The sequence below is a fragment of the Hymenobacter norwichensis DSM 15439 genome (assembly GCF_000420705.1).
Taxonomy (GTDB): Bacteria; Bacteroidota; Bacteroidia; order Cytophagales; family Hymenobacteraceae; genus Hymenobacter; species Hymenobacter norwichensis.
Map to the genome: position 1 here is coordinate 737,822 of NZ_ATVL01000009.1, position 22,082 is coordinate 759,903.

Below are 22,082 nucleotides of genomic sequence, written 5' to 3' on the forward strand. Positions count from 1 at the left end.
GGAAGGATTGAAAATGAAGATTCCACTGCCTCTGGCCTGATTGGGTTGTCTGTTGCTTGGGCACCGAGCTGGAACGAAAAACGCATAGCTAGCCAGCCGGCATTTGCCAGTAGGCAGCACAGCCTTATAGGGCCCCGCGCTTTTCAGTACCAAACAAGGGCCTTAGTCGCGAAGGCAGCCTTATCCATGCAGCGCAAGGCAGGTCTCCTGACTCGTAACATTTTCACTGCCCTTCTCGGTCAGCTAGCGCCGGCCAATGGGTCTGTACTCAAGTGAAAACTAGGTGTTACTTACAGTAGCGCGTCTGTCCAGGAATTGCACCCGGTTCCCTATTAATTCCGGTATCATCCGGAAACCTTGCGTCGTCTGAATTCAAATCAAGCAAAGAACAACGGCGGCAAAGGTAGAAGGAAGCATGAGGTTTACGGCTTAGCCAGTAGAAAGAGCCGGTATCAAACAGGCAGCACGTGGAAACGCTGCCTGGCACCAGCCTTCTTTATTGCCGGCGCAATCGAACCATTCTGGGTGGTACCCTGGAAGGCACTGTTTTCCCGTCGGAAGGACATCCGTTGACGAGGCGCGCAGGCTGGGAGAAGGTAGTTGATCCAACCTTTTCACCTGATGCCAGTGTCGGCATTTGTCCTGTTATTTGCTTTTATGTCGGCTCCCACTCGCTATACCTATACTTCCGAAATGTACGAACGCCCAGCCTTGGTCAGCAGTGCGCCGCTGGCCTGGCCGGGCATTCGAGTGGAACGCTACCAGCTGGAGGCCATGAGCCTGCCGGCGCACGCCCATGAGCAGCACTTGGTGCTGGTACACCAAGGCACCGAGCCCGTGATAACCAGCCGCCAAACTGGGCACCGCGTGGAAACCGACCAGTTTCGGGGCGGGGATGTAGGCGTGTACCCGGCCGGCGAATATGGCTCTTTTGGTTGGGATGGTCCGGTGGAAATCATTCAACTAAACCTGGACGCGCCGATGCTGGAAACCCGCGCCCGCCGCGACCTAGACTTGCGCTATTTCACGTTGCACGAACGGTTTCGGTGCGAGGATGGGCTGCTGGCCCAGCTTGGGCAGCACTTGCTGGCCGCTGCTAGTCAGTCGTATACACTCGGGCAGCTATATGCGGAGTCCTTAGCAACCACGCTCTGCTACCACCTGATTGAGTGCCACGCCACGTTCGAGCGTCGCTTGGCCGGCCAGGTAGGAGCGGGGCTCCCGGCCGCGGTGCTGACCCGGCTGGATGAGTATCTGGAAGCTCACGCCGACCAACTTATCACGCTGGAAGTGCTGGCCGGGCTGGCCAATCTGAGCGTGTTTCACTTTGCCCGCCGCTTCAAGCAAACCACCGGCCGCTCGCCTTACCAATATGTGCTGGACTGGAAAATCCGGCGGGCACGGGAGCTACTGCGGGCTGGTGCGCTACCGGTAGCCGCCATTGGCGACGCGTTGGGCTTTGCCTCACCAACTCATTTTGCGGCAGCTTTCAAGCGGGTGGTCGGCCAGAGCCCTAGGGCGTTTCAACGAGGGTAGGTAACGCCTGAAAAGCGCAAGAAGTGGCAAGTAAAGCGCAAGAATCAAGTGTCCAGCCGCAAAGCAGCAGCAGACCTTTGAGGTAGTTAAAGCCACTGCCTTCCGGCAATGGCATCACCCTCATTTCTGCGCACATGAACACCTTTTCTTCCGCCACTCCAGCGGCCTACTCCGACGAGGAACTCGTCAAGCACCTGCCCGGTTTCACCAACCATTATGCTACCGTTAATGGAGTGCGGCTCCACTACGTTGAAGGGGGCAGTGGCCCCGCTCTGGTTTGCCTGCCGGGCTGGCCGCAAACCTGGTATTCCTACCACCCTATTGCTGCCGAGTTAGCCCAGCACTACCGCGTTTTGCTGGTGGATATCCGTGGTATGGGCAGTTCCGACAAGCCCGCCGCGGGTTATGACAAAAAGACGATGGCGCAGGATATTTATGAGCTGTTGCGCCACCTAGGTATTGCCAAGGCGTCGTTGCTGGGCCACGACATTGGTGGGATGGTAGCGGCCAGCTTTGCGTTCAACTATCCGCAGGCCACCAACCGGCTTATTATAGCTGACGGCGCGCACCCGAGCGAAGGAATGCGGCAGATGCCGTTGCTGCCGGCTGCTGGAGCGTTTAAGGAGAAGATGGACGGTCAGTACCCGTATGCCTGGTGGATGGCGTTTAATCAAGTGAAAGAGTTGCCGGAGCAACTACTAGCCGGGCGGTTTCACCTCTTGCTAGACTACTTGTTTGCCTACGTAATGCTGGACGATAGCCGCATGTCGGCCTTCGACCGGGCAGTATATGCTGCTGCGTACAACGAGCCCGACAGTATCCGGGCTGCCAATGCCTGGTACCAAACTTTCGAGCAGGACATAGTTGATGCCGGCACCTACGGCCGCCTAGCCATGCCGGTGCTGGGCCTCGGAAGCTGCGTGTCATATAGCTACCTCCAGATGAGCTTACCTTACGTGGCGGAAAACGTGGAAGTGGTTGGTATACTAGATAGTGGCCACTACATGTATGAGGAAAAGCCAGCTGAGGTACTGAAAGCGGTGTTGAGCTTTTTGCAGCAGGGGCCTCGTTAATCTTAAAAGATTAGGAGCTTCTGTGGAGTGTGGAAGACGGTAGAAACAGGGAACAATGCAGCATGCTCATCTAACAGATTGCCGGCCTGCCACCTAGGTTTTGCTAGTGCTGGCTTGTTGACTGCCGGAGTTAAGTATATTGTGCCGGCTATACAGTCCGAGGGCTTAATGCCTATCTACTTGCTTGACCTCATAGGATGGTATGGCAGGCTATTTGCCAACTTGCGGCGCAGGCATACGTCTTTGGCTGGTAACCTACGTCTATGCCCGGTAGTATGCTGCTACTGTTCACGTTTTCCAACTCTTTTTCCTCACTTCATTATGCGTAACAACCCCTGGAAATTTCTGCTACTCTTTGTTTGGGGCGTTCTGTTAGCTGGCAGCGCGCTGGCGCAAGGCAAAATGTCCGATGACAAATCCAAGCGGCCTAGCCCCCCGGCTACCGTCACCGGCTCCAACTTCACCATCGAATACAGCCGCCCTTCGTTGAAAGGGCGCAAGGCGTTTGGCGAACTGGAGCCCTACGGCAAAGTGTGGCGTACCGGGGCCAATGAGGCGACCACCTTCGAGGCTAAAAAAGACCTTAAAATCAACGGCCAAACACTGCCTGCCGGTACGTATGCTTTGTTTACTATTCCCGGCGAGCAGGAGTGGACCATCATCTTCAACAAAACCGCCAAGCAGTGGGGCGCTTTCAAGTACGATGAAAAACAGGATGCCCTGCGCGTGAAAGTGAAACCTACTAAAACCGCCACCCCCGTCGAGCAGTTCACCATTGCCGCCGATAAAGCCGGGACCGTCACCCTGGCCTGGGACAACACGCAGGCCGCCTTCACGGTGAAGTAAGCGTAAGATTGAGTGCAAACGAGTCGGCCGCTGTTCCTTATCTCACTGATAAGAGCAGCGGCCGACTCGTTTGTATTAGTATGAATTTATTTCAATGAGAAATAAAAAGGCTTATGGCGTAATAATCTTATTCTGATTGGCTCCTCAATCCATGTAAAAATCAAAATTGAGGTTAAATAATAGGTGACTAATTTTAATAAGACGTTATCAGAAATATAATAGGTAAAAGCGTTTTCAATCGGACCAATATGAATAAGGTATAAAACGTATGAGCTTTTCCCGAGAATAGAGAATAGTGGCGTACTTAATACCCTTTGAATAAAACTCTTCTCGCATATCAGCCCGTAAAATAAAGTAGATACGAAAAGAGGAAGAATGAAATTTTGGCATATTATTGACCAGCCTGAGGTCGGCCATACCTGTGTTGGAACGTGGTTGAATTTTATTATTGCTAGCAATATTATGCAGAAAATTATTCCCAAGACGCCAATCATAGTGAAGGTGCTTGATACTGACGATCTTCTAGCAACTTTAGAAATATAAAGTGCTAAGCCAATGCCGCTCATGAATTCTGCGCATCGGCCAAAAAATGTGAAGCGTAGCATAAAATTCATAGAGTCCATAAAGCCATAAATATAGCGTGGGCTCAAGGATGCTATGAAGACGAGTAGGCTTCCGGTACTTACCAACATAATGGGGTATAGTAGTAAGTATCTACTGCTACGCCGTAGACTTACAAATAAAAAAGGTGTCAGAAAATAAAAGTTCTCTTCTACGGTTAGTGACCACGCAGTAGAAATACCCGTTGTTAGATAGGTTTTGAAAAATGCTTTTAATAAAGTCACGTTTAAAAAAACAGTAGCTATTTTATCCTTATAGGAGAAACCTGGCGCGTGCCAAGCGCCGGCATTAGCTTCGAGGGTATATTGTATTAGCAAAAACGTGGCGATAGTCAAAATAAAATAGATGGGATATATTCTGATAAACCTTTTCCATAAGTATAACTTTAGCCAACTAGCTGTTAGCTCAGTACTAGTTATATAACGGTTAGCTAGTAAAAAGCCGCTTAAGACAAAGAAAATAGGAACACCAACATGCAGCTGCTCAATAAAATAATTAAGCCACCGGATCAGCACATAGGGCTGATACGCATATGTTAATGGGTTTAAGTGAAACAGTAAAACAATAAAAGCGGCTACCGCCCGAATACCAGTTAAGGCGGGGAAGTATTGCGTAGTCGACGGGACTGCGCAGTCAGAAGAAGGGGGTGAGGACATGAAGTATTGAAGGCCAATACTGTCTATGCACGTACTTCTTCCAGCACGCTTTCCACCCAGCCTTTGCCCCAGTCTTCCAGTTCCTGAGCACTCCAAAGCTGCGGGTAGAAAATGCGGCGCTGAAACTTGGGAGGCAGATATTTTTTCCAGTTGGTGCCGCCGGTGGCCGCAATGGCGGTAGGGTCGCGCTCTAGGTAGCGCACCGCCGATTTAAAGTGCATGAGCGGCCAATTTACATTCACGTTCACGTCGAGCTGCTTGAGCTGGCGCAGCAAGCGGGGGTGGTGGTGGTCTTCCTGGGGCAGGCGCTGCACCACGCTCCAAAGGTTGCGCTGCTGATAATGAGCGGCGTGAGCGGCTAGCTGCAAGGTGTATTTTTCTTCAAATTGAATCAGCGTTAAGGCTTTGGCGCCGCTTTCTTCGATGGTAGCGCCGGCTTTCCAGTAGATGCAGCCCAATAGCTCGTCGTGAGCGGCGGCTTCACCTAACAGGCGGCGTTTTTCCTTGTCGAGCAAATTGTCGAGGGCGGTGCTGGCAATTTCAATCATCCGGTACTGCACGCTTTGAAAGCCCGAGGCCGGCATCAGGGCCATACGGAACTGCAAGAACTGCTGCTTGTCCATGCCGTCTACCATCACATCAAACGAATCAATCAGATTCTCGAAGTAGCGGTTGATACGGCCCACGCGCAGCACCACTTCCTGCAGCGTGGGATGCTGCAATTCGCCTAGTTGTTCGTACTCGCAGAGGCAAAGCTTGAAATACAGCTCGGTAATCTGGTGGTACATAATGAAAATCCGCTCGTCGGGAATCTGGGTGAGCGGCCGTTGCAAGCTCAACAGCGTGTCGAGGTTGATGTAGTCCCAGTAATTAACGTAGTCGGCGTAGTAAAGACCTTCCAGGTAAGCAGAAAGATCCTGACCATCAGCGGCATACTTCTCCTGTAGCCGGCGCAGCTGTTCCAGCACCGCGGGCGAAAAGTCGTCCTGAAGGGTAGACATAAATGAAGGGTGATGGAGGGGTGGTAGCATAAATGCTGTTACAAAGAACGAAAAAGCAGGCAAATCTGCCAGCCACAGGCAACCCCTGCCGGGCGTGAGGCATCTTTACGGCTACTAGCGTCCGGCTTCCTCTCTTACTAGAATACAACTACGGATACGGCCCTTGGTATCCCCGTCGAATCTGATACCTTTACCCCGTCTTATGGCTGAGAAAAGCAGTATTTTCGACATGATTGGCCCCGTTATGATTGGGCCGAGCTCTTCGCACACGGCGGGCGTGGTACGCATTGCGCGGGCAGCCATCCGGATTCTGGGCAGCACCCCCACCCACGCCATCATCACGTTCTACAACTCCTTCGCCCGCACCTACGAGGGCCACGGCTCCGACCGCGCCATTGTGGCGGGCTTACTGGGCATGGCCACCGACGACGTGCGCATCCGCGAGGCATTCGACCACGCCCAACAGGCTGGGTTGCACTACACGTTTCAGGGCGTGGGCAACGCTTCTACTATGCACCCCAACACGATTCGGCTGCAACTGCGCGACGAGCGCACCGGACTGGCAGTGGAAGTGCTAGGCCAAAGCCGGGGCGGTGGCGTGATTCGCATAGTGGAGGTAGACGGCTTTCCGTCGGACTTCTCCGGTAGCCTGCACACGCTCATTCTCGATGCCGACGACGCCAAGGGCTCTATTGCCTTCATTGCCTCGGTTATTGCCCACGACGACTGTAATATTGCCACCATGCTCGTGTCGCGGAAAGGTAAAAACGACGTGGCCCGGCAGTTTATTGAAATGGATTCCAGCATCAAGGACATCACACTGGCCTACCTGCGTCAGTTGAGCTGGGTGCACCGCGTGACCTACATTCCTACTATTGATTAGTGCTTGGTGAGCTGATTATCCCAGGCACTAGGTACCAAGCACAAGCATCAAGCGCTAAACATATGAACCCAACTGCTACGCTGCTACCGCGCACTTTGCCCCTAGCCGGGGCGCTGGCGCTTTTGCTTGGCGCCGCCGGCCCGGTAAGCGCCCAAACCACGCCGCCCACACAGCCTCCTGCCGGCACACTGGCAGCCAGCCAAGTAGCTACCGGTCCCTGGACGCTCCAGCGTGCCATTGATTACGCGCTGGAAAACAACCTCACCGTGCGGCAAAACCAGCTGACGGCCGAAAACGGTGGCGCCATTCTGCGGCAAAGCAAGGCGGCGCTGCTGCCCACGGCCAACCTCAACGGCACCCAAACCTGGAACTACGGCCAGGGCGTAAACCCGCTGACCTTCGCGTTCCAGAACCAGACCACCCGCTCCAACAACTTTTCAGGTTCCACGCAGGTTACGCTGTTTCAGGGGTTCCAGCTGCGCAACACCATCAAGCGCAACACTCTGGATTACCAGGCTAGCCTGGGCGACATTCAAAAATCCCGCAACGACCTCTCGCTGAATATTGCGTCGCAGTTTTTGCAGCTGGTGCTGGCCGAGGAACTGATTCGGTCCAACCAAACGCGGCTCAACAGCACCCAGCAGCAGGTGGAGCGCACCCAAAAGCTGCTCAAGGCCGGCTCGGTGGCCGAAAGTAACCTGCTCGACAGCCAGGCCCAACTAGCCTCCGACGAGCTGAGCGTAATTACGGCCCAAAACCAGCGTGATATTGCCCGCCTGCAACTTATGCAACTCATGAACCTGGATGAGGCGTCGCAGGGAGGCTTCCAGATTCAGGTGCCCGAGCTGGCCGACCCCGACGAGCAGGCCCCGCTCAGCGAAGATCCCGCTACCACCTACCAAACCGCCCTGACGCTGCTGCCCGAAATCAAAACCGCCGAGCTGCGCGTGCGCAGTGCCGAGGCCACCGTAGACGTAGCCCGCGGGGCCTACCTGCCGCGGCTGGTGTTTGGGGGCAGCGTGTTTACGGGTTACTCGTCGGCGCGCACCGTTACCTCAGTTGGCAACGATTCTACGGCGCGCAAAACCACATTTTTCGTGGAGCAGCCGGGAGGTGGGCCCATTATTCCGCTGAACGTACTGCTGTACCAGCGTAATACCACCACTTTGTCGCCAAACTATTGGGATCAGATCGACCAGAACCTGGGCCGGCAGCTGCAATTCTCGCTGAACATTCCGATTCTCAACGGCTTGCAGGTGCGCACCAACGTGCAACGCTCCCTGATTGGGGTGCAGCAGGCCCGCCTAAATGCCGAGCAGGTTCGGCTGACGCTGCGCCAGAGCATTCAGCAGGCTTACGCCGATGCCTTGGCCGCCCAGCGCCAGTTTGGAGCTTCACGGCGGCAGGTGGAAGCCCTGACTACCGCCTACCGCAACGCCGAAATCCGCTTCAACAACGGTCTGCTCAACGGCACCGAGTTCAACATTGCCAAAAACAACCTGGCTACTGCCGAATCGACGATGATTCAGAACAAGTACCAGTTTATTTTCCGGCGCAAAGTGCTCGACTTCTACCAAGGCCGCCCTCTGGCGCTTTAGCTACCAATGAGTGAATGAACGAATGGGGAATGAGCGGATGCTGTTCACTTATTCGTTCCGAGTATTCAGCACCTCACATTCACTCATTCCTAATTTGCTCATTCACTCATTGAAATACATGAAAAATAACCGCTTACTCTACACTCTTCTAATCTTGGCCGTAGTGCTGATTGGTGGCTTTGTAGTGGGAAAAAAACAGGGCTGGTGGGGCAAGCCAACCGGTACGGAGGTGACGGCGGCCAAGGCTACTACCGCAAACATTGTGGAGCAGGTAAGTGCCTCGGGCAAGGTGCAGCCCGAAACGGAAGTGAAGATTTCGCCCGACGTATCGGGTGAGATTACTGAGCTGTACGTACAGGAAGGCGACTCGGTGAAGAAGGGCCAGTTGCTGCTGCGCATCCGTCCCGACAACTATCAGGCGTTGGTAAACCAGCAGTCGGCCGTGGTGAACACGCAACGAGCCAATGTAGGCCAGACCCAGGCCCGCTTGCAGCAGTTGGTAGCTAGTGCCAAGCAAACCGAGCTAACCTATCGCCGCAACGCCTCGCTTTACAAGCAAAAGGTGATTTCACTGGCTGACTATGAGGCTGCTAAAGCTGCCTACGAAGCTTCGCAGGAAGAGCTGAACAGTGCCCGCCAGAGTATTCGGGCCGCGCAAAGCAACGTAGCCAGCGCTCAGGCCAGCTTGGATGATGCTCGCAAAAACCTCAACAAAACCACCATCTACGCGCCGGTAAGCGGCACGGTGAGTAAGCTGAACGTAGAGAAAGGGGAGCGGGTGCTGGGTACTTCGCAGATGGCTGGTACCGAAATCATGCGCATTGCCAACCTGAACTCGATGGAAGTACGGGTGAACGTGAATGAAAACGACATCATCAACGTGCAGCTCGGCGATTCGGCCGTGGTGGAAGTGGACTCGTATGCCAGCAAAGACGAGAAGTTCCGGGGCTTGGTAACCAGCATTGCTAACACCGCCAAAGATGCCCTGACCGCCGAAGCCGTTACTGAATTCGAGGTGCGCATCCGGCTGCTGCCCGACTCGTACCGGCATTTGCAGCGCACCGTAAATGGCCGCACTACGGTGCCGTTCCGCCCCGGCATGACGGCCTCGGTGGACATCATCACCAACCGTAAAACCGGCGTACTAAGCGTGCCGCTGGCCGCCGTTACCACCCGCTCCGACAGCGCCATGACAGCTGATAAGGACGCCGCCAAAACACCGACGGTACGCGTAGGCCGTGGCGGCGGCGGTGCTTCTGAAGCAGCCCCAACCCCAAAAGCGGCGGACGTGCAGGAGGTGGTATTCATTATCCAGAACGGTAAAGCCGTACTGACGCCTGTGAAAACTGGCATCAGCGACTTCCAGAACATTGAAATCCTGAGTGGCCTGCAAGCTGGTACTCAAGTGGTGAGCGGTCCGTTCCGAGCGGTGGCCAAAACGCTGAAAGACGGCACTTTGGTGACCGTGAAGGATGCCAAAAGTCTCAATAAGGAAGCTCTGAAAGAAGGCCCCGACGAAGGCAACTAGCTGTAGCCGGGCCAGCCAGCTCAAAACCCACAAAACCGTCATGCTGCGCGCACGTAGCATGACGGTTCTTTTTTACCTGATTGTTCAGCTCCTACATCCCACCGAATTGGAAAAAATAGCCATGCTCGGCGGCGGCTCCTGGGCCACTGCTCTCACCAAGATTTTGTCGGAAAACGGTTCTCGCGTGGGCTGGTGGCTGCGCTCCAAAGACGACGTGCAGCATTTGCGCAGCACCCGTCACAACCCGCGCTACCTCTCGTCGGTAGCCCACGACCTGACCCGCGTATTCCCGTCTACCGACCTGGAAGAGGTGGTGAAGGAAGCCGACTGGCTGGTGCTGGGCGTACCCGCCGCGTTTGTGCAGGGCGTGCTGGAAAAGCTGGACCGCGACGCGCTACGCAACAAGCGGGTCATTTCGGCCATCAAGGGCATGATTCCCAGTAAAAATGTGCTGGTAACTGACTACGTGGCCGAACGGTTTCGGATTCCGCACACCCAGATAGGAGTGGTGGCCGGACCCTGCCACGCCGAGGAAGTGGCGCTGGAAAAGCAAAGCTACCTCACCATCGGCTCGCCCGACTCCATTCTGGCCGAGGACTTCTGCCGGCTCTTGCGCAACCGCTACGTGAAAGCCAACCCCGCTCAGGACTTGGATGGCATCGAATACTTCGCCGTCATGAAAAACATCATTGCCCTCACGGCGGGCATTGCGCACGGCCTGGGCTACGGCGACAATTTTCAGGCAGTATTGGTTAGCAACGCCGTGCAGGAAATGCGCCGTTTTGTGCACGCCCTCAACCCCCAGCCCCGCGACCTGTCTGGCTCGGCCTACCTCGGCGACCTGCTGGTAACAGCCTACTCGCAGTTTTCGCGCAACCGTACCTTTGGCAGCATGGTGGGCCGGGGCTACTCGGTGAAGTCGGCGCAGCTGGAAATGAACATGATAGCCGAGGGGTATTATGCTGTCAAAAGCATCTATGAGCTGAACAAAAAGCTCATGGTGCCCATGCCCATCACGTCGGCGGCGTATCACATTCTCTACGAGAAGATTGCGCCGGCTGTCGAAATAGAATTGCTGAAAGAGAAGTTCAGGTAAGGAGTAGTTCCACGCAATGCCTTGGCGCATTTGGAAAGCTGCTTTAGGTCTCGGAACCATACTTTTTCAGCCTGCCGACCTCTAAAGGCGTATATCAGCCTAAAACAACCCCATACGCCCGATGAGCACCTGGAGCCACTACACTTTCGACAACGACGCGGCGGCCGACTTCGCCGAGGAATTTCTGGAAAACCCGAATGAGGCGATGCTGTATGAGGCGCTGGCCACCGCCGCCGAAGAAGAAGGCACCGTAGTCCTAGATGATGCGCACATAGCCTTGGCCGCCGCCGAAATAGTGGCCGCCGTGCTCGGCAAACCCGCCGCCGATTTGCCACCGGGTCTGCTGCCAGCCGTAGTACATCTTGATGCCGATGGCGAAGACCTACGGGAACTGGCCGAAGAAGCCGTGCAGGCTGTGCTGGATCGGTCGGAGTTACAGGTAGCGCGAGCCGCAGGTGAGGAGTACGGTAGCTGGCAGCAGCTCCAGCAGGATTTGCTAGCCCGCCTCCAAGACAATGACGCTAACCCCAACGAAGCATGAACTGGCTGGCGCTGGCAGCCTGCGCCGCGCTGGGCATGGCCTGCTACAACCTGCTGATAAAAGCTGCTGCTGGCCAGATTCATGAGATGGTGGGAGCGGTTGTATTACAGGTAGTAGCGGCCATGATAGGAGCGGGGCTATTACTGCTACTGTACTTGCGCGGGGGCCTGCCGCCTACACTGTTCACTGGTCGGGGCATCACCTTAGCGGCTTTGGCCGGGGTTAGTATCGGGGTGGCGGAAATCCTGACGTTTGCCGTGTACAGCAAAGGCGCTCCGGCTTCGGTGGGTACGCCGCTTATCGTAGGCGGCTCTGTACTACTGACAGCTGTGTTGGGCGTACTGGTACTGCGCGAAACCCTTGCCTGGCCGCAGGCCCTGGGCTTACTGCTCGTAGTGGGCGGCATTGCCCTACTGGCCCGCGGAGGACACTAGAGTCAGCCGCAGGCTGGACCGTTACGATAAGTTAGTAGTCGGTAGGTTGATGTTCTGCTACCTGCTACGACAATCAGTTGGCTTCAACACACTCCACTTGTAGCAGAAGATTGTACAGACCCGCTGAAAGCTGCTGCACAAACTCTGGGTCGGCATCAGCTACTTTGAATTGGTCGAGCACGTTGCCCATTACCTCCATCAGCGCATTCACTACGAGGGATTCGTTGGAGTGATAATGTTTGGCTTCCAGAACTTTGCGGATAATGCCGTAGGAAAACTGGTGGTAGTTCTGCTGCTGAAAGTTGACCAGTAAAGCGGATGATTCCTGCTGGTTGAAGGGAGCGACTTGCATAGGGAAGTACAGAATGAGGTGTCAGTGTGAATATACTGATAATATTCTGTACTAATTAAATGTAAAATAGTTTTTCTAAGATGGCTTTCTTTTAGAAAGAAGTTGCCGGACTTTGTTTGTCATGATGAGCCTCGCTCAAAGAGTCAGGTCCGTGGTCGGGCATATATGACTACAAACCGGTTACGGTACACTGGCACATAATAAGGTGGTAGCGCCCAGGCAGGCAGCGGCGCATCCCGCCAGCCCTGCACAGTGAAATCGTAGGTTTGCCTGGGGGCAGGTGTGATGTGCAGCAGCAGGGGGCGGCTTTCCTGTTGTGCGTAGTGCCGGAAGAACAGCTCGTAGTCGGGGGCAGCCAGCAGTACCCGTGGGTTGCCCTTACCCTGTTGAACCAGCCAGGCGTAGGTAGCCTCCATCTGGTTTTGCTCCCGCACTTGGTCGTAGTGCGAGGCTAGCTCCTGGCGCAGCTGGTTGCCGCCGTATGCCCCCACTACTGCTAGGCCCAAAACTAGCTGCCTCCGCTTGGGCATTCGCAGCCAGGTGAGTAGGGCGGTGGCCAGCAGACTTCCGAGGGTGCAGGCAAAAAAAGTGGTGTAGAACAGCGTCCGGGCAGGGGTTTGCACTTTTTGGGCGGCTATTAGCGGCAGCGGCAAGGCCAGCAGCAGCCAGGCTAGGGCCGCTAGGGAGCGGTTGGCGCCAGGCAGCAGTCTGAAGCAAACTGGTCCCGCCAGCAACAGGCCAGTGCCTGCCACCAAACCCACCCGATTGTTGCCGGCCAGCGTATCGGCCAGAATGCGCAACTGCCGCGGGTACTGAGGCCAGAATACCGCATCGGGCAGGGCCACAACGTACCGGTTGCCCACTAGCTGCCGCCACCCCGATACGCAGCCCACCGGCCAGTACAGCAGCACTGTGGCCGCTCCTACAAGGCTCACCGCCAGCGCTAAGTGCCCCAGCTCCGGCCAGCTCCGCTGCCACCCCAGCCCCAGCAGCAACCCCAGGCTCAACGAAGCAAACGGGTAAGCAAACGTAGGAATAGTGTAAAAGCCCAGTACGCTGGCGGCCATAAACCCTAGCCAGCCCAGTCGCTGATAAGCGGGCCGCTGCAACACTGCTAGCACCGCAAAAAACGCCAGCAGCAACAGCCCGAATTGCAGAAAGTAGCCTCGGCCCGCCACCGCGTAGTACAAGCTCAGAGGCAGTAGGCAGAACAGAGTTGTGGCCAGCGTGGCTACTCGAAAACCGCCCCAGCGCAGTAGCAGCAAGTAGCCAAACACTGTGCTTGCTGCCGACGCCGCAAAAGTTGGCAGGCGCATCACCAGCCGGGCATTGCCGGTCAGCCAGGTGAGTGGCCAGCAGACGAGGTTGAAGAACAGATGATTGTTGGGAATAGGGTAGAAGCAGCTAATCGTTAGTGGCCCCGGCCGCACGAAGTAGTCGTAGGAAGCTACCTCGTCGGTACCCAGCACATAATGAGCCAGGTACCAGGCCCGCACCGTCAGAATTAGGGCCAGCAGGCTGCCTGCTACCAGCCGCTCCGCGCCCGATAGCCCGCGCCCAGTCCTGCCTACCGCCGCCACGGCGGCGCGCAACTCCTGCCAAAGCAGGCGGGCCTCCGTGGTCTGCCCGCTTCGGCTGGCGCGGCCCCCCACTACCAGTCCGCCGAAGCTGCCCAGCGCCAGTACTGCCAGGCTGTAGCGCAACAACTGGTAGCTGGCAGGAGTAACAGCCAGCGGCAAATATTGGTAGCCGCCTTCATAATGCGTGTCGCGACCTAACGCCAGTATCTGCGCGTACGGGGTTGGCCCAAAAATTAGCAGCAGAAACCCGCTACATAGCAGCAGACAGCCTAGGCCAGCCACCACGAAAAACCGGCAGGTAATGACAGGCGGAGCAGGTGTGGGCATAAGGCGGCCTTAAACAGCCAGCGGGAAACCCAACTGCACCAGCGCATCCCAGACACGGTGCACGGGCAGGCCCATCACGGTGTAGTAAGAGCCTTCCAGGCGCGTCACGGCAACCATTCCAATCCAGTCCTGCGCCCCGTATGCTCCGGCCTTATCCAGGGGTTGATAGGTGTGTACGTAGTGTGCTATTTCTGACCTAGATAACGGCCGAAAGTGGACTGTGGTCTGGTCGGAGAATACTATCTGCCGTCCGTCACCGGTAATCAGACACACGCCCGTGAATACATCGTGGGCGCGGCCTTGCAGGCGGGTAAGCATCTGAATGGCCTCGGCGGTGTTGGCGGGCTTATTGAGCACGTCATCGTCTAGGCACACGATGGTATCGGCCGTGAGTACCACTTCATCGGGAGCCAGCCCAGCCCGGTAAGCGCTGGCTTTGTGGGCAGCCAGGTACTCAGCTACGTCGGCTCGGCGCAGGTGCGCCGGAAACGACTCGTCTACTTCCTGCAAGCGTACCGTATATGGCACGCCTAGGTCGGTGAGTAGCTGCCGCCGCCGTGGGGAGTTAGATGCCAGGATGAGGTGCATGGGGCTGCTTGTCAATTGTTGGTAGCTGGATTATTGATGGTTGAATTGCTACAGAGTAGAGCCGGTTGTTGAGCTATTGGTATACTGTACTTAACAATCAGCAATTCAACAATCACCTCAATTCAACTAAAAACGGATGGGTGGTTTCCGCGGCTTGAATGCTGCTGAACAGGAAGCCACCAATGGTTTTGGGATAGAAGAAGGTGGATTTGGGCGGCATGACGGCTCCAGAGTGGCAGACTTGCTCTACTTCCGCCATAGTCACCTCGTTGGTAATGAAGGCGGCGCGGGCTTCGCCGGTATCCACCCGCGTGAGGCATTCCGAAAAGCTCCGCACGTAGGCCACGCCCGGCCATTGCCGTTGCGCATTCAAACCCACCAAGCCTAGGGCTTTTTCCAGCACGAAGAAGTGTAGCACCGTCAAATCCAGTCCCTTCACTTCGGGCGTGGTGTCCCAGTTGAGCTGCGCGTGCACTTCGGGCCGCAGCCGGATTTTGTAGGCCTGCCCGCCCTGCAAATACAGCCCAAACGCCCAGGGCTTGCCAGCAATCAGTTCGGGCAAGTCGTAGGCATCTTCTTTGAGTACCACCGTGAAATACGGTTCCAGCCGCGCTAGTAATTCGGCATCTGTAAGTCCGCTGGGCAGTTCCAGCAGCAGCCGGTGGGTGGGCAGTATCCGCAGGTCGTCGGCGGCCGAGTTGGTGAGGTACATCAGGTGGTAGTTCCAGCCTTCCTGCCCCGTAGACGCCGGGTTGGCTGCCAACTGGGCCTGCCGATAAGCCAAGGAGCCTTCGTAGCGGTGGTGCCCATCGGCTAGTATCACCTGCCGCCGCGCCAGCACCGCCTGAAACTGCCGGATGATGGCAGTGTCCTGGATAACGGCCAGCACGTCGCGGGCGCCCTGGTAGTCTTCGGTGGTTTCGTAGAGCGGATCCTGCATGGCCTCGTCCATCCACCGTTCCAGCAGGAAATCGTCGTCGCGGTAGAGGCCGTGGGTGGCGCTGGTCTGGAACTCGGTGCGGGCTAGTAGCTCGGCCCGGTCGTTGACGGAGGCGGGCAGTGTGTTTTCGTGGCGCAGCACCACCTCGTCAGCCCAGGCGTAGGCCCGAATATGGCACATGAAGCCCTTGCGGCAAAACTCGCGGGTGCTGCCCGGCAGCCGGAAATATTGGTAGTACACGTAAATGCCCGGCAGCTCGTCTTGGCGTAGCACCCCAGTCTTTTGCCACTCCTGTAGTAGCGCTAGGGCTTCGCCGGCCGCATCGTCGCCGCGCGGCACGGAGAGGTGAATGCTGTTGAGCGGATTCTGATACAGTGCCTCTCGCTGCTTCCGCGACACGACATCGAACAGCGGCGAAACGTACTCATCAATCTGCTCACTTAGCACCGGATTGTAGCGCCAGCCGCGCAAAGGTTGAATTTCAGCCAAAGGGAAAGGAATTGAAAATTAACAACGAAGTGGGAGTGAGTATCACTACCTTCTCTCGGAAAGAAACGCCCCTTTTTAATTCTTCATTTTTAATTGACTTATGGCGCCAAGCGGCTCAAGCGCCAGTTGTCGCCGGCCAGCTCGTACACGATTCGGTCGTGGAGGCGGCTGGGGCGGCCCTGCCAAAACTCCACGCGGTGCGGGCGCAGAATATAGCCGCCCCAATGAGCCGGGCGGGGCAGCGGGCTCTGGTCGGCAAAGTCAGCTTCCAGTTCTTTCTCACGGGCTTCCAATATCTCCCGGCTTTCAATTACCTGGCTTTGGGGCGAGGCCCAGGCCCCGATTTGGCTGCCGCGCGGGCGGCTCTGGAAATACTCGTTTGATAATGCTTCGGGTGCCTTTTCTATGTGTCCTTCCACCCGCACCTGCCGTTCCAGCCCCGGCCAGAAAAACGTGAGAGCCGCCAGCGGCCGGGCAGCCAGCTCTTGGCCCTTGCGCGACTCATAGTTGGTGTAAAATAAAAACCCGGCATCGTCGGGCAAGCCCTTCAGCAACACGACCCGTGCTGATGGCTGCCCTTCCACCGACACCGTGGAAACCGTCATGGCGGTGGGTTCATCTAGTTGCGCTTGCAGGGCCTCATCCAGCCACACCCGGAACTGAGGAATGGCGCCGGGCAACACATCCGCTTCGGAAAGAGTACGTTGGGCGTAGGTTTTGCGCAGGTCGGCCAGATGCGGGTCAAGCATAATCGTTGTTCGTTTTTAGGTGCGCGTTGTTCGTTTCAACTGCTTTGTGCGCCTTCACTCAACCAACTGCCACAACAAAAAGGCAGCGAATAACGAGCAAGGAAGAACAAACAACGAGAGAAGAACTGGGCCGCAAGGTAGTACAATGCTGGCAGGCAGGGAACCTGCGGCAGCCCGTCTGACGTACTAAACGTATGTAGCAAGATTCTGCTGTCCAGAATTCAGGCGCTGGTCTGCCATATTGCGGCCTGCGCTAAGTGCACATTATATAATAAGTAAAAGCCCATGCCTCGTCTTCGTTCCAGCAGCTTGCTGATTTCGCAGCCTTTCCTTGGCGACCCTAACTTTGAACGCTCCGTGGTGTTGCTCTGTCGGCACGATGAAGAGGACGGCTCCTTTGGCCTCGTGCTCAACCGAGCTTCCAACCTACACCTGTCCGACGTGCTGCAACTGCCCGTTCCCGACGATTCACCGGTGGCCCAAATGCCCCTGCTCATTGGTGGCCCCGTGCAGCCCGATACCCTGCATTACCTGCACCAGCGCCCCGATGTGCCCGAGGCTATTGACCTGGGCCAAGGCGTGTATTGGGGCGGCGACTTTCAGGTGTTGCTGGGCTTATTGCTCAGAGGCGAGCTGGCGCCGGAGGCGGTCCGCTTCTACGCAGGCTACTCCGGCTGGACGGCCGGGCAACTCGCCGAGGAAATCGGGGAGAATGTTTGGATCGTTCATCCGGATGCTGCTGGGAAAGTCTTTACTTTGGACAATGATGCCTTCTGGCAGGCGATTCTACGGGAAAAAGGCGGGCGCTTCCGGGCACTGTCCAACTACCCCGTCGATCCGCGCCTGAACTAATACCTTACCTTCCTCGTCGCCCGCCGTTGTTCCCTTCCTTGGGGCGGTTGGGCCTTTTTCGCTGAATTGTATGCTACCCGAAAACGACAACACCCCCACCAGCTCTAACAACGAGGATTCGGAATCGCCGATGAGCATTTTAGAGCGTCGTTTGGCTGAAATCCGCTCCAAGCAGGATCCCGCGGATGCCGCTACGCCCGACATCATTGAGCAGCCCGCCACGGAAACCCACCTCCCGGCCGAGCAGCCCGCCGGAGCCGGTACGGCCGAAGCCCCTGCTGATGCTGTTGCGGCCGACGTTACCCCCGGTCCTGCTGAAAGCCAGGTACCCACCCACGACCCGTCCGTTTCCGACTCGCAGGCCCGCGCCGAAGATCACTACGGCACGGAGAACCCCGGCGTAGCCAGTGCCCAGGAGCTGGCCGCTGCCCCCGAGCAGCAGCCCATGGTGGTAGAAGCCGGGGCCGCCTCAGCTGCCGAAGCACTGGTTTCGTCGCCTTTGGCTGTTGCCGCTGAGGATGAAACGCTAGTAGTAGCACCCGAAACGCCCACCACGGCCAGTTCAGCGGCTATAGATGCGCAAGGCACCCCTGAGGCCACGCACGATACCGACTTGCCTGTGGAAGAGTTGCATGCGGCTCCTGAAATCGAAGACTTCCCCGAAGGCATTGCCCACCTGACCACGTCGTCGCCGACGCCAGCCACGCCCGAAAACACGGCACCGGAGGTAGAACACAGCGCTGAGGAAGAAGAATTTGTGCCCGAAATACCAGGGGTGGATTTCACCACGCTTGATTTGGCTGGCCAGACAACCCATCTGTTGGAGCTGCTGCGCCGCCCTGATGCTCGCCAGAACCGCAAGCAAATCACAGACCTCTACCGCCAGTACGAAGCGGCTAGCAAAGCCGACCGCGCCTCCGCTCGGCAGCAGTTCACCGAAGCCAGCAATGCCCCCGATGACTTCACTTATACAGGCCCCGAAGGATATCAGGAACTGACTAAGCTGATGCAGGATTTCCGCGACAGCCGTGTGCGCGATGCTAAAGCTGAGGACGAGCAGCGCGCCCGCAACCTGGTGCACAAGCAGCATCTGTTGTCCCAACTGCGGCTGCTGGTCGAGTCGGCTGAAACTAAGGATAGCTCGGCCCGCATCAAGGCTTTGCAAAACGACTGGAAAGCCACTGGCCCTGTGCCGCAGAAGGATACCCAGGAACTATGGAACAGCTACCACGCGCTGCTTGATATCTTCTACAACAACCGCGGCCTGTTCTTTGAGATGAAGGAGCTGGACCGTCGGCGTAACCTAGAAGCCAAAGAGGCGCTGATTGTGCGCGCGGAGGCCTTGGCCCAGCAATCGAGCATCAACAAAGCCCTCAACGATCTGCGCCAACTGCACGAAGAGTGGAAGCATATTGGTCCCGTACCGAACGAGCAGCGCGAAGCCTTGTGGCAGCGCTTCTTACAGGCCTCTGAGCAGGTGCATAACCGTAAAAAGGAGTTCCTAGATGTGCGCTCCACCCAAGAAAACGCCAACCTGACCCGCAAAACGACGCTGTTGGAACAGTTGGTGTCCTTCGGCGACTTTCATACAGAGCGCGTAAACGAGTGGCGCGCCAAAACCGACGAGCTACAAAAGCTAAAAGAAGAGTGGGATGCCGCCGGCCTTGTGCCCCGTGACAAAGCCGACGCCATGAACAAGCAGTTCTGGGGAGCTTACAAGGGCTTTTTTCAGCACAAAAACCAGTTCTTTAAGGCACTCGATGAAGAAAAGAACGGCAACCTCAAGCGCAAGATGGAACTGATTGAACAGGCCGAAGCCGCCTTGGTTAACCCTGATTGGGAGCAGGGCCGGGAAGTGGTAATTCGCCTGCAAAAAGACTGGAAAACAATTGGCCGGGTACCGGAAAAGCAGTCCGATAAAATCTGGAATCGGTTCCGCACTGCCTGCGACTCCTTCTTCGACCGTAAAAACCAAGAGGTGAAGCAGCGTCAGGAAAAGGTGCAGCAAGCTAGCCAAGCCCAAACCACTCGCCTCGACGAGTTGGCTGCTTCTATTGCGGAGCTTTCGCCCGATAACCCAGGCAGCTTGGAAGGATTTCGGCAGCACGTGCAAGAGTGGCAGGTCGCTAGCACTACGGAAGGACGTGGCGCTAATGAGCGCGCCGATGAGCGGTTCCAGGGCCTAATGGGCAAGTACCTCGACACTGTGCCTGGCCTCTCGTATCAGGAGCGCGCAGAGCTACTCTTCAACTTGCAGGTAGAGCGTCTTAAAGCCAGCCCCGACTCGCAGCAGCAGCTCTACAAGAAAGAACAGGCGCTACGTCGCGAAATCAATGAGTTGGAAAACGACATTTCAACCCTTAAAACTAATTTGGAATTCTTTGCTCGCTCTAAAAACGCGGCCCAACTCCGCGAGGAATACCAAGGCAGAATTGACGAAGCTCAAGGCCGCATTGAAGCGTTGAAAAAGCAATTGCGAATCATCCGTAGTTAAAATTCGCTGGTAATAGCAACCCGAACGGGCGTCTGGTATCTTGCTAGGCGCCCGTTCTGTTTTAAATCGGGCATAGAAGTGGCGTGGGTGCTATGAATGATTACAATGCGAACATTATTTATATTTAAAATCATATAAAATATAATAAATGCAAATAATAAAGTATGTTTGGTGAAATAAGACCCAACTTCATACCAATGTTATTCATGAGATACCTATTATTAAGATACTTGCTGACTTGGCTTCATCAATGGTTTAAATTTGAGGAGGTGGCAACGGAGGAGTGGTGGAATGATCAATGGTAATGTATCGCAAACTGCCCCAGTCAATGTGAACTGGGGCAGTTCTGTTTTTATTCTCTTTCTCTTAGCAAACTCAGCAATACCACTTATAAGCCAAGCGCAAAATGAGAGGGGTTACGCTAGCCAAGTAATTTAGAGTGAATTCACGCGCTATCTACTGCAACCTGTAAATGCTGAAAGAAACAGCTATGGCTTTATCTAATGGACTAAGTGTTGGTTACGCGTTGGCTTTTAAGGATACTATCCTGGCAAATTTCGGAAGTAAAGATTGATAAAGCTTTCTGAATGAAGCCGCGCGTGCATGCCTGTTTGTTAATCAACTCGCTGAATTACCAAGAATTGTGCCTTTAAGCGGTTTGCATTCGGTCTTTAGATGACAGCCTTTAGCGAAAGTCACCTTTATATGATATGCTGCAATCATTTAATGGAAAAAGATTAGATCTACATTAGTACAACTGGAAAACTTCTCTACCTTTGCAGCCCGCTTCAATCGGAGGCGAGCCAAGCGCCCGAAACGATAGAGAGCCGAAAAATAAATTTCAACTTTATCTTGCGAGTTGAAAAAGGTTTCTTACCTTTGCAACCCCGAACGAAACGACGCTCGGGTAGAAACTAAAAAAGGCCGCCAGAATGAGCAGCCACACGGTTCTTCCAACGGGAGGGGCACACGTTCTTTGAATGACTGGAAATGACAAATTGGTAAGCTCACTTTAGCGCTTCGGCCCCGAGTGAGAGACGCGTAACACGTAAGAACCAAGTTCTTGCAACAACGAGTCGGATCAGCACTCGACATCGTCTCTGCTTCGGCAGGGATTAGGATTTTTATACAATGGAGAGTTTGATCCTGGCTCAGGATGAACGCTAGCGGCAGGCCTAATACATGCAAGTCGAACGGATGTAGCAATACACTAGTGGCGCACGGGTGCGTAACGCGTAACCAACCTACCTACAACTGGGGGATAGCCCGCCGAAAGGCGGATTAATACCGCATAAACCAGCAGCCTGGCATCAGGTAATTGGTAAAGATTTATTGGTTGTAGATGGGGTTGCGTAGCATTAGCTAGATGGCGGGGTAACGGCCCACCATGGCGACGATGCTTAGGGGACCTGAGAGGGTGATCCCCCACACTGGCACTGAGATACGGGCCAGACTCCTACGGGAGGCAGCAGTAGGGAATATTGGGCAATGGGCGAGAGCCTGACCCAGCCATGCCGCGTGCCGGATGAAGGCCTTCTGGGTTGTAAACGGCTTTTCTCAGGGAAGAAAAAGACCTTGCGAGGTACACTGACGGTACCTGAGGAATAAGCACCGGCTAACTCCGTGCCAGCAGCCGCGGTAATACGGAGGGTGCAAGCGTTGTCCGGATTTATTGGGTTTAAAGGGTGCGTAGGTGGCTTGTTAAGTCCGGGGTGAAAGCCCACAGCTCAACTGTGGAACTGCCCTGGATACTGGCGAGCTTGAGTCCAGACGAGGTTGGCGGAATGGAAGCTGTAGCGGTGAAATGCATAGATAGCATCCAGAACCCCGATTGCGTAGGCAGCTGACTAGGCTGGTACTGACACTGAGGCACGAAAGCGTGGGGAGCGAACAGGATT

Annotated in this window: 18 protein-coding genes, 1 rRNA gene and 1 riboswitch; of the genes, 12 read left to right on the plus strand and 7 right to left on the minus strand. The window is 55.7% G+C overall.

Translation table 11 applies throughout. The features are described 5' to 3' along the window. Positions 1 to 180: 180 nt before the first annotated feature. A riboswitch (cobalamin riboswitch) is annotated at positions 181 to 375 on the minus strand. 282 nt (positions 376 to 657) lie between these two features. From G536_RS30895 to G536_RS0118020, 3 genes are all read left to right on the plus strand, one after another. Then, positions 658 to 1,536 (plus strand): AraC family transcriptional regulator, encoded by an 879-nt coding sequence (locus G536_RS30895; RefSeq protein WP_022825001.1) that lies wholly within the window; start codon positions 658 to 660, stop codon positions 1,534 to 1,536. A gap of 134 nt (positions 1,537 to 1,670) precedes the next feature. Beyond that, entirely contained in the window at positions 1,671 to 2,609 is a 939-nt protein-coding gene (locus G536_RS0118015) for an alpha/beta fold hydrolase (RefSeq protein WP_022825002.1), read from the plus strand. Between the two features lie 321 nt (positions 2,610 to 2,930). After that, entirely contained in the window at positions 2,931 to 3,455 is a 525-nt protein-coding gene (locus G536_RS0118020) for a DUF2911 domain-containing protein (RefSeq protein ID WP_022825003.1), read from the plus strand. Between the two features lie 86 nt (positions 3,456 to 3,541). Here G536_RS0118020 and G536_RS31600 read toward each other — a convergent pair whose 3' ends face one another. Further along, positions 3,542 to 4,732, minus strand: a complete 1,191-nt coding sequence (locus G536_RS31600; RefSeq protein WP_071837750.1) for an acyltransferase family protein — start codon at positions 4,730 to 4,732, stop codon at positions 3,542 to 3,544. Between the two features lie 23 nt (positions 4,733 to 4,755). Next, positions 4,756 to 5,733: a tryptophan 2,3-dioxygenase family protein gene (locus G536_RS0118030; protein ID WP_022825005.1), complete on the minus strand. Its 978-nt coding sequence runs from the start codon at positions 5,731 to 5,733 to the stop codon at positions 4,756 to 4,758. A gap of 202 nt (positions 5,734 to 5,935) precedes the next feature. Between G536_RS0118030 and sdaAB the strand changes: the two genes are divergently transcribed. The 6 genes from sdaAB (at position 5,936) to G536_RS0118060 (ending at position 11,813) form a co-directional block, all read left to right on the plus strand. Next, positions 5,936 to 6,616: an L-serine ammonia-lyase, iron-sulfur-dependent subunit beta gene (gene sdaAB, locus G536_RS0118035; RefSeq protein ID WP_022825006.1), complete on the plus strand. Its 681-nt coding sequence runs from the start codon at positions 5,936 to 5,938 to the stop codon at positions 6,614 to 6,616. 62 nt (positions 6,617 to 6,678) lie between these two features. Then, entirely contained in the window at positions 6,679 to 8,214 is a 1,536-nt protein-coding gene (locus G536_RS0118040) for a TolC family protein (RefSeq protein WP_022825007.1), read from the plus strand. Between the two features lie 118 nt (positions 8,215 to 8,332). Then, entirely contained in the window at positions 8,333 to 9,742 is a 1,410-nt protein-coding gene (locus tag G536_RS0118045) for an efflux RND transporter periplasmic adaptor subunit (RefSeq protein WP_026880340.1), read from the plus strand. 58 nt (positions 9,743 to 9,800) lie between these two features. Then, on the plus strand, positions 9,801 to 10,838 hold the full coding sequence (locus G536_RS0118050; RefSeq protein ID WP_051167033.1) for an NAD(P)H-dependent glycerol-3-phosphate dehydrogenase: 1,038 nt from the start codon (positions 9,801 to 9,803) through the stop codon (positions 10,836 to 10,838). Between the two features lie 121 nt (positions 10,839 to 10,959). After that, complete coding sequence (locus tag G536_RS30900) at positions 10,960 to 11,379, plus strand: DUF4259 domain-containing protein (RefSeq protein WP_022825010.1); 420 nt, start codon at positions 10,960 to 10,962, stop codon at positions 11,377 to 11,379. Beyond that, on the plus strand, positions 11,376 to 11,813 hold the full coding sequence (locus tag G536_RS0118060) for an EamA family transporter (protein WP_022825011.1): 438 nt from the start codon (positions 11,376 to 11,378) through the stop codon (positions 11,811 to 11,813). The genes G536_RS30900 and G536_RS0118060 overlap by 4 nt, the downstream gene beginning before the upstream one ends. Before the next feature lie 73 nt (positions 11,814 to 11,886). Here the strand turns inward: G536_RS0118060 and G536_RS0118065 are convergent, their stop codons facing one another. The 5 genes from G536_RS0118065 to pdxH form a co-directional block, all read right to left on the minus strand. Further along, on the minus strand, positions 11,887 to 12,165 hold the full coding sequence (locus G536_RS0118065; RefSeq protein ID WP_022825012.1) for a hypothetical protein: 279 nt from the start codon (positions 12,163 to 12,165) through the stop codon (positions 11,887 to 11,889). Positions 12,166 to 12,308: 143 nt separating this feature from the next. Next, positions 12,309 to 14,072 (minus strand): hypothetical protein, encoded by a 1,764-nt coding sequence (locus G536_RS0118070; RefSeq protein ID WP_033370389.1) that lies wholly within the window; start codon positions 14,070 to 14,072, stop codon positions 12,309 to 12,311. Between the two features lie 9 nt (positions 14,073 to 14,081). Continuing rightward, a complete protein-coding gene (locus G536_RS0118075; RefSeq protein ID WP_033370391.1) occupies positions 14,082 to 14,660 on the minus strand; it encodes a Maf family nucleotide pyrophosphatase in 579 nt (192 codons plus the stop codon). Positions 14,661 to 14,772: 112 nt separating this feature from the next. Further along, on the minus strand, positions 14,773 to 16,089 hold the full coding sequence (locus tag G536_RS0118080) for a DUF1015 domain-containing protein (protein ID WP_022825015.1): 1,317 nt from the start codon (positions 16,087 to 16,089) through the stop codon (positions 14,773 to 14,775). A 98-nt stretch (positions 16,090 to 16,187) separates the two neighbouring features. Next, positions 16,188 to 16,838, minus strand: coding sequence for a pyridoxamine 5'-phosphate oxidase (gene pdxH, locus G536_RS0118085; RefSeq protein ID WP_022825016.1), 651 nt, complete (start codon positions 16,836 to 16,838; stop codon positions 16,188 to 16,190). A gap of 285 nt (positions 16,839 to 17,123) precedes the next feature. Here pdxH and G536_RS0118090 point away from each other — a divergent pair, with 285 nt between their 5' ends. The 3 genes from G536_RS0118090 to G536_RS0118100 all read left to right on the plus strand — a co-directional run. Then, positions 17,124 to 17,690, plus strand: a complete 567-nt coding sequence (locus G536_RS0118090) for a YqgE/AlgH family protein (RefSeq protein ID WP_026880342.1) — start codon at positions 17,124 to 17,126, stop codon at positions 17,688 to 17,690. Between the two features lie 70 nt (positions 17,691 to 17,760). Continuing rightward, on the plus strand, positions 17,761 to 20,184 hold the full coding sequence (locus G536_RS28680) for a DUF349 domain-containing protein (RefSeq protein ID WP_022825018.1): 2,424 nt from the start codon (positions 17,761 to 17,763) through the stop codon (positions 20,182 to 20,184). A gap of 1,128 nt (positions 20,185 to 21,312) precedes the next feature. Continuing rightward, positions 21,313 to 22,082, plus strand: a 16S ribosomal RNA gene (locus tag G536_RS0118100); the annotation flags it as partial.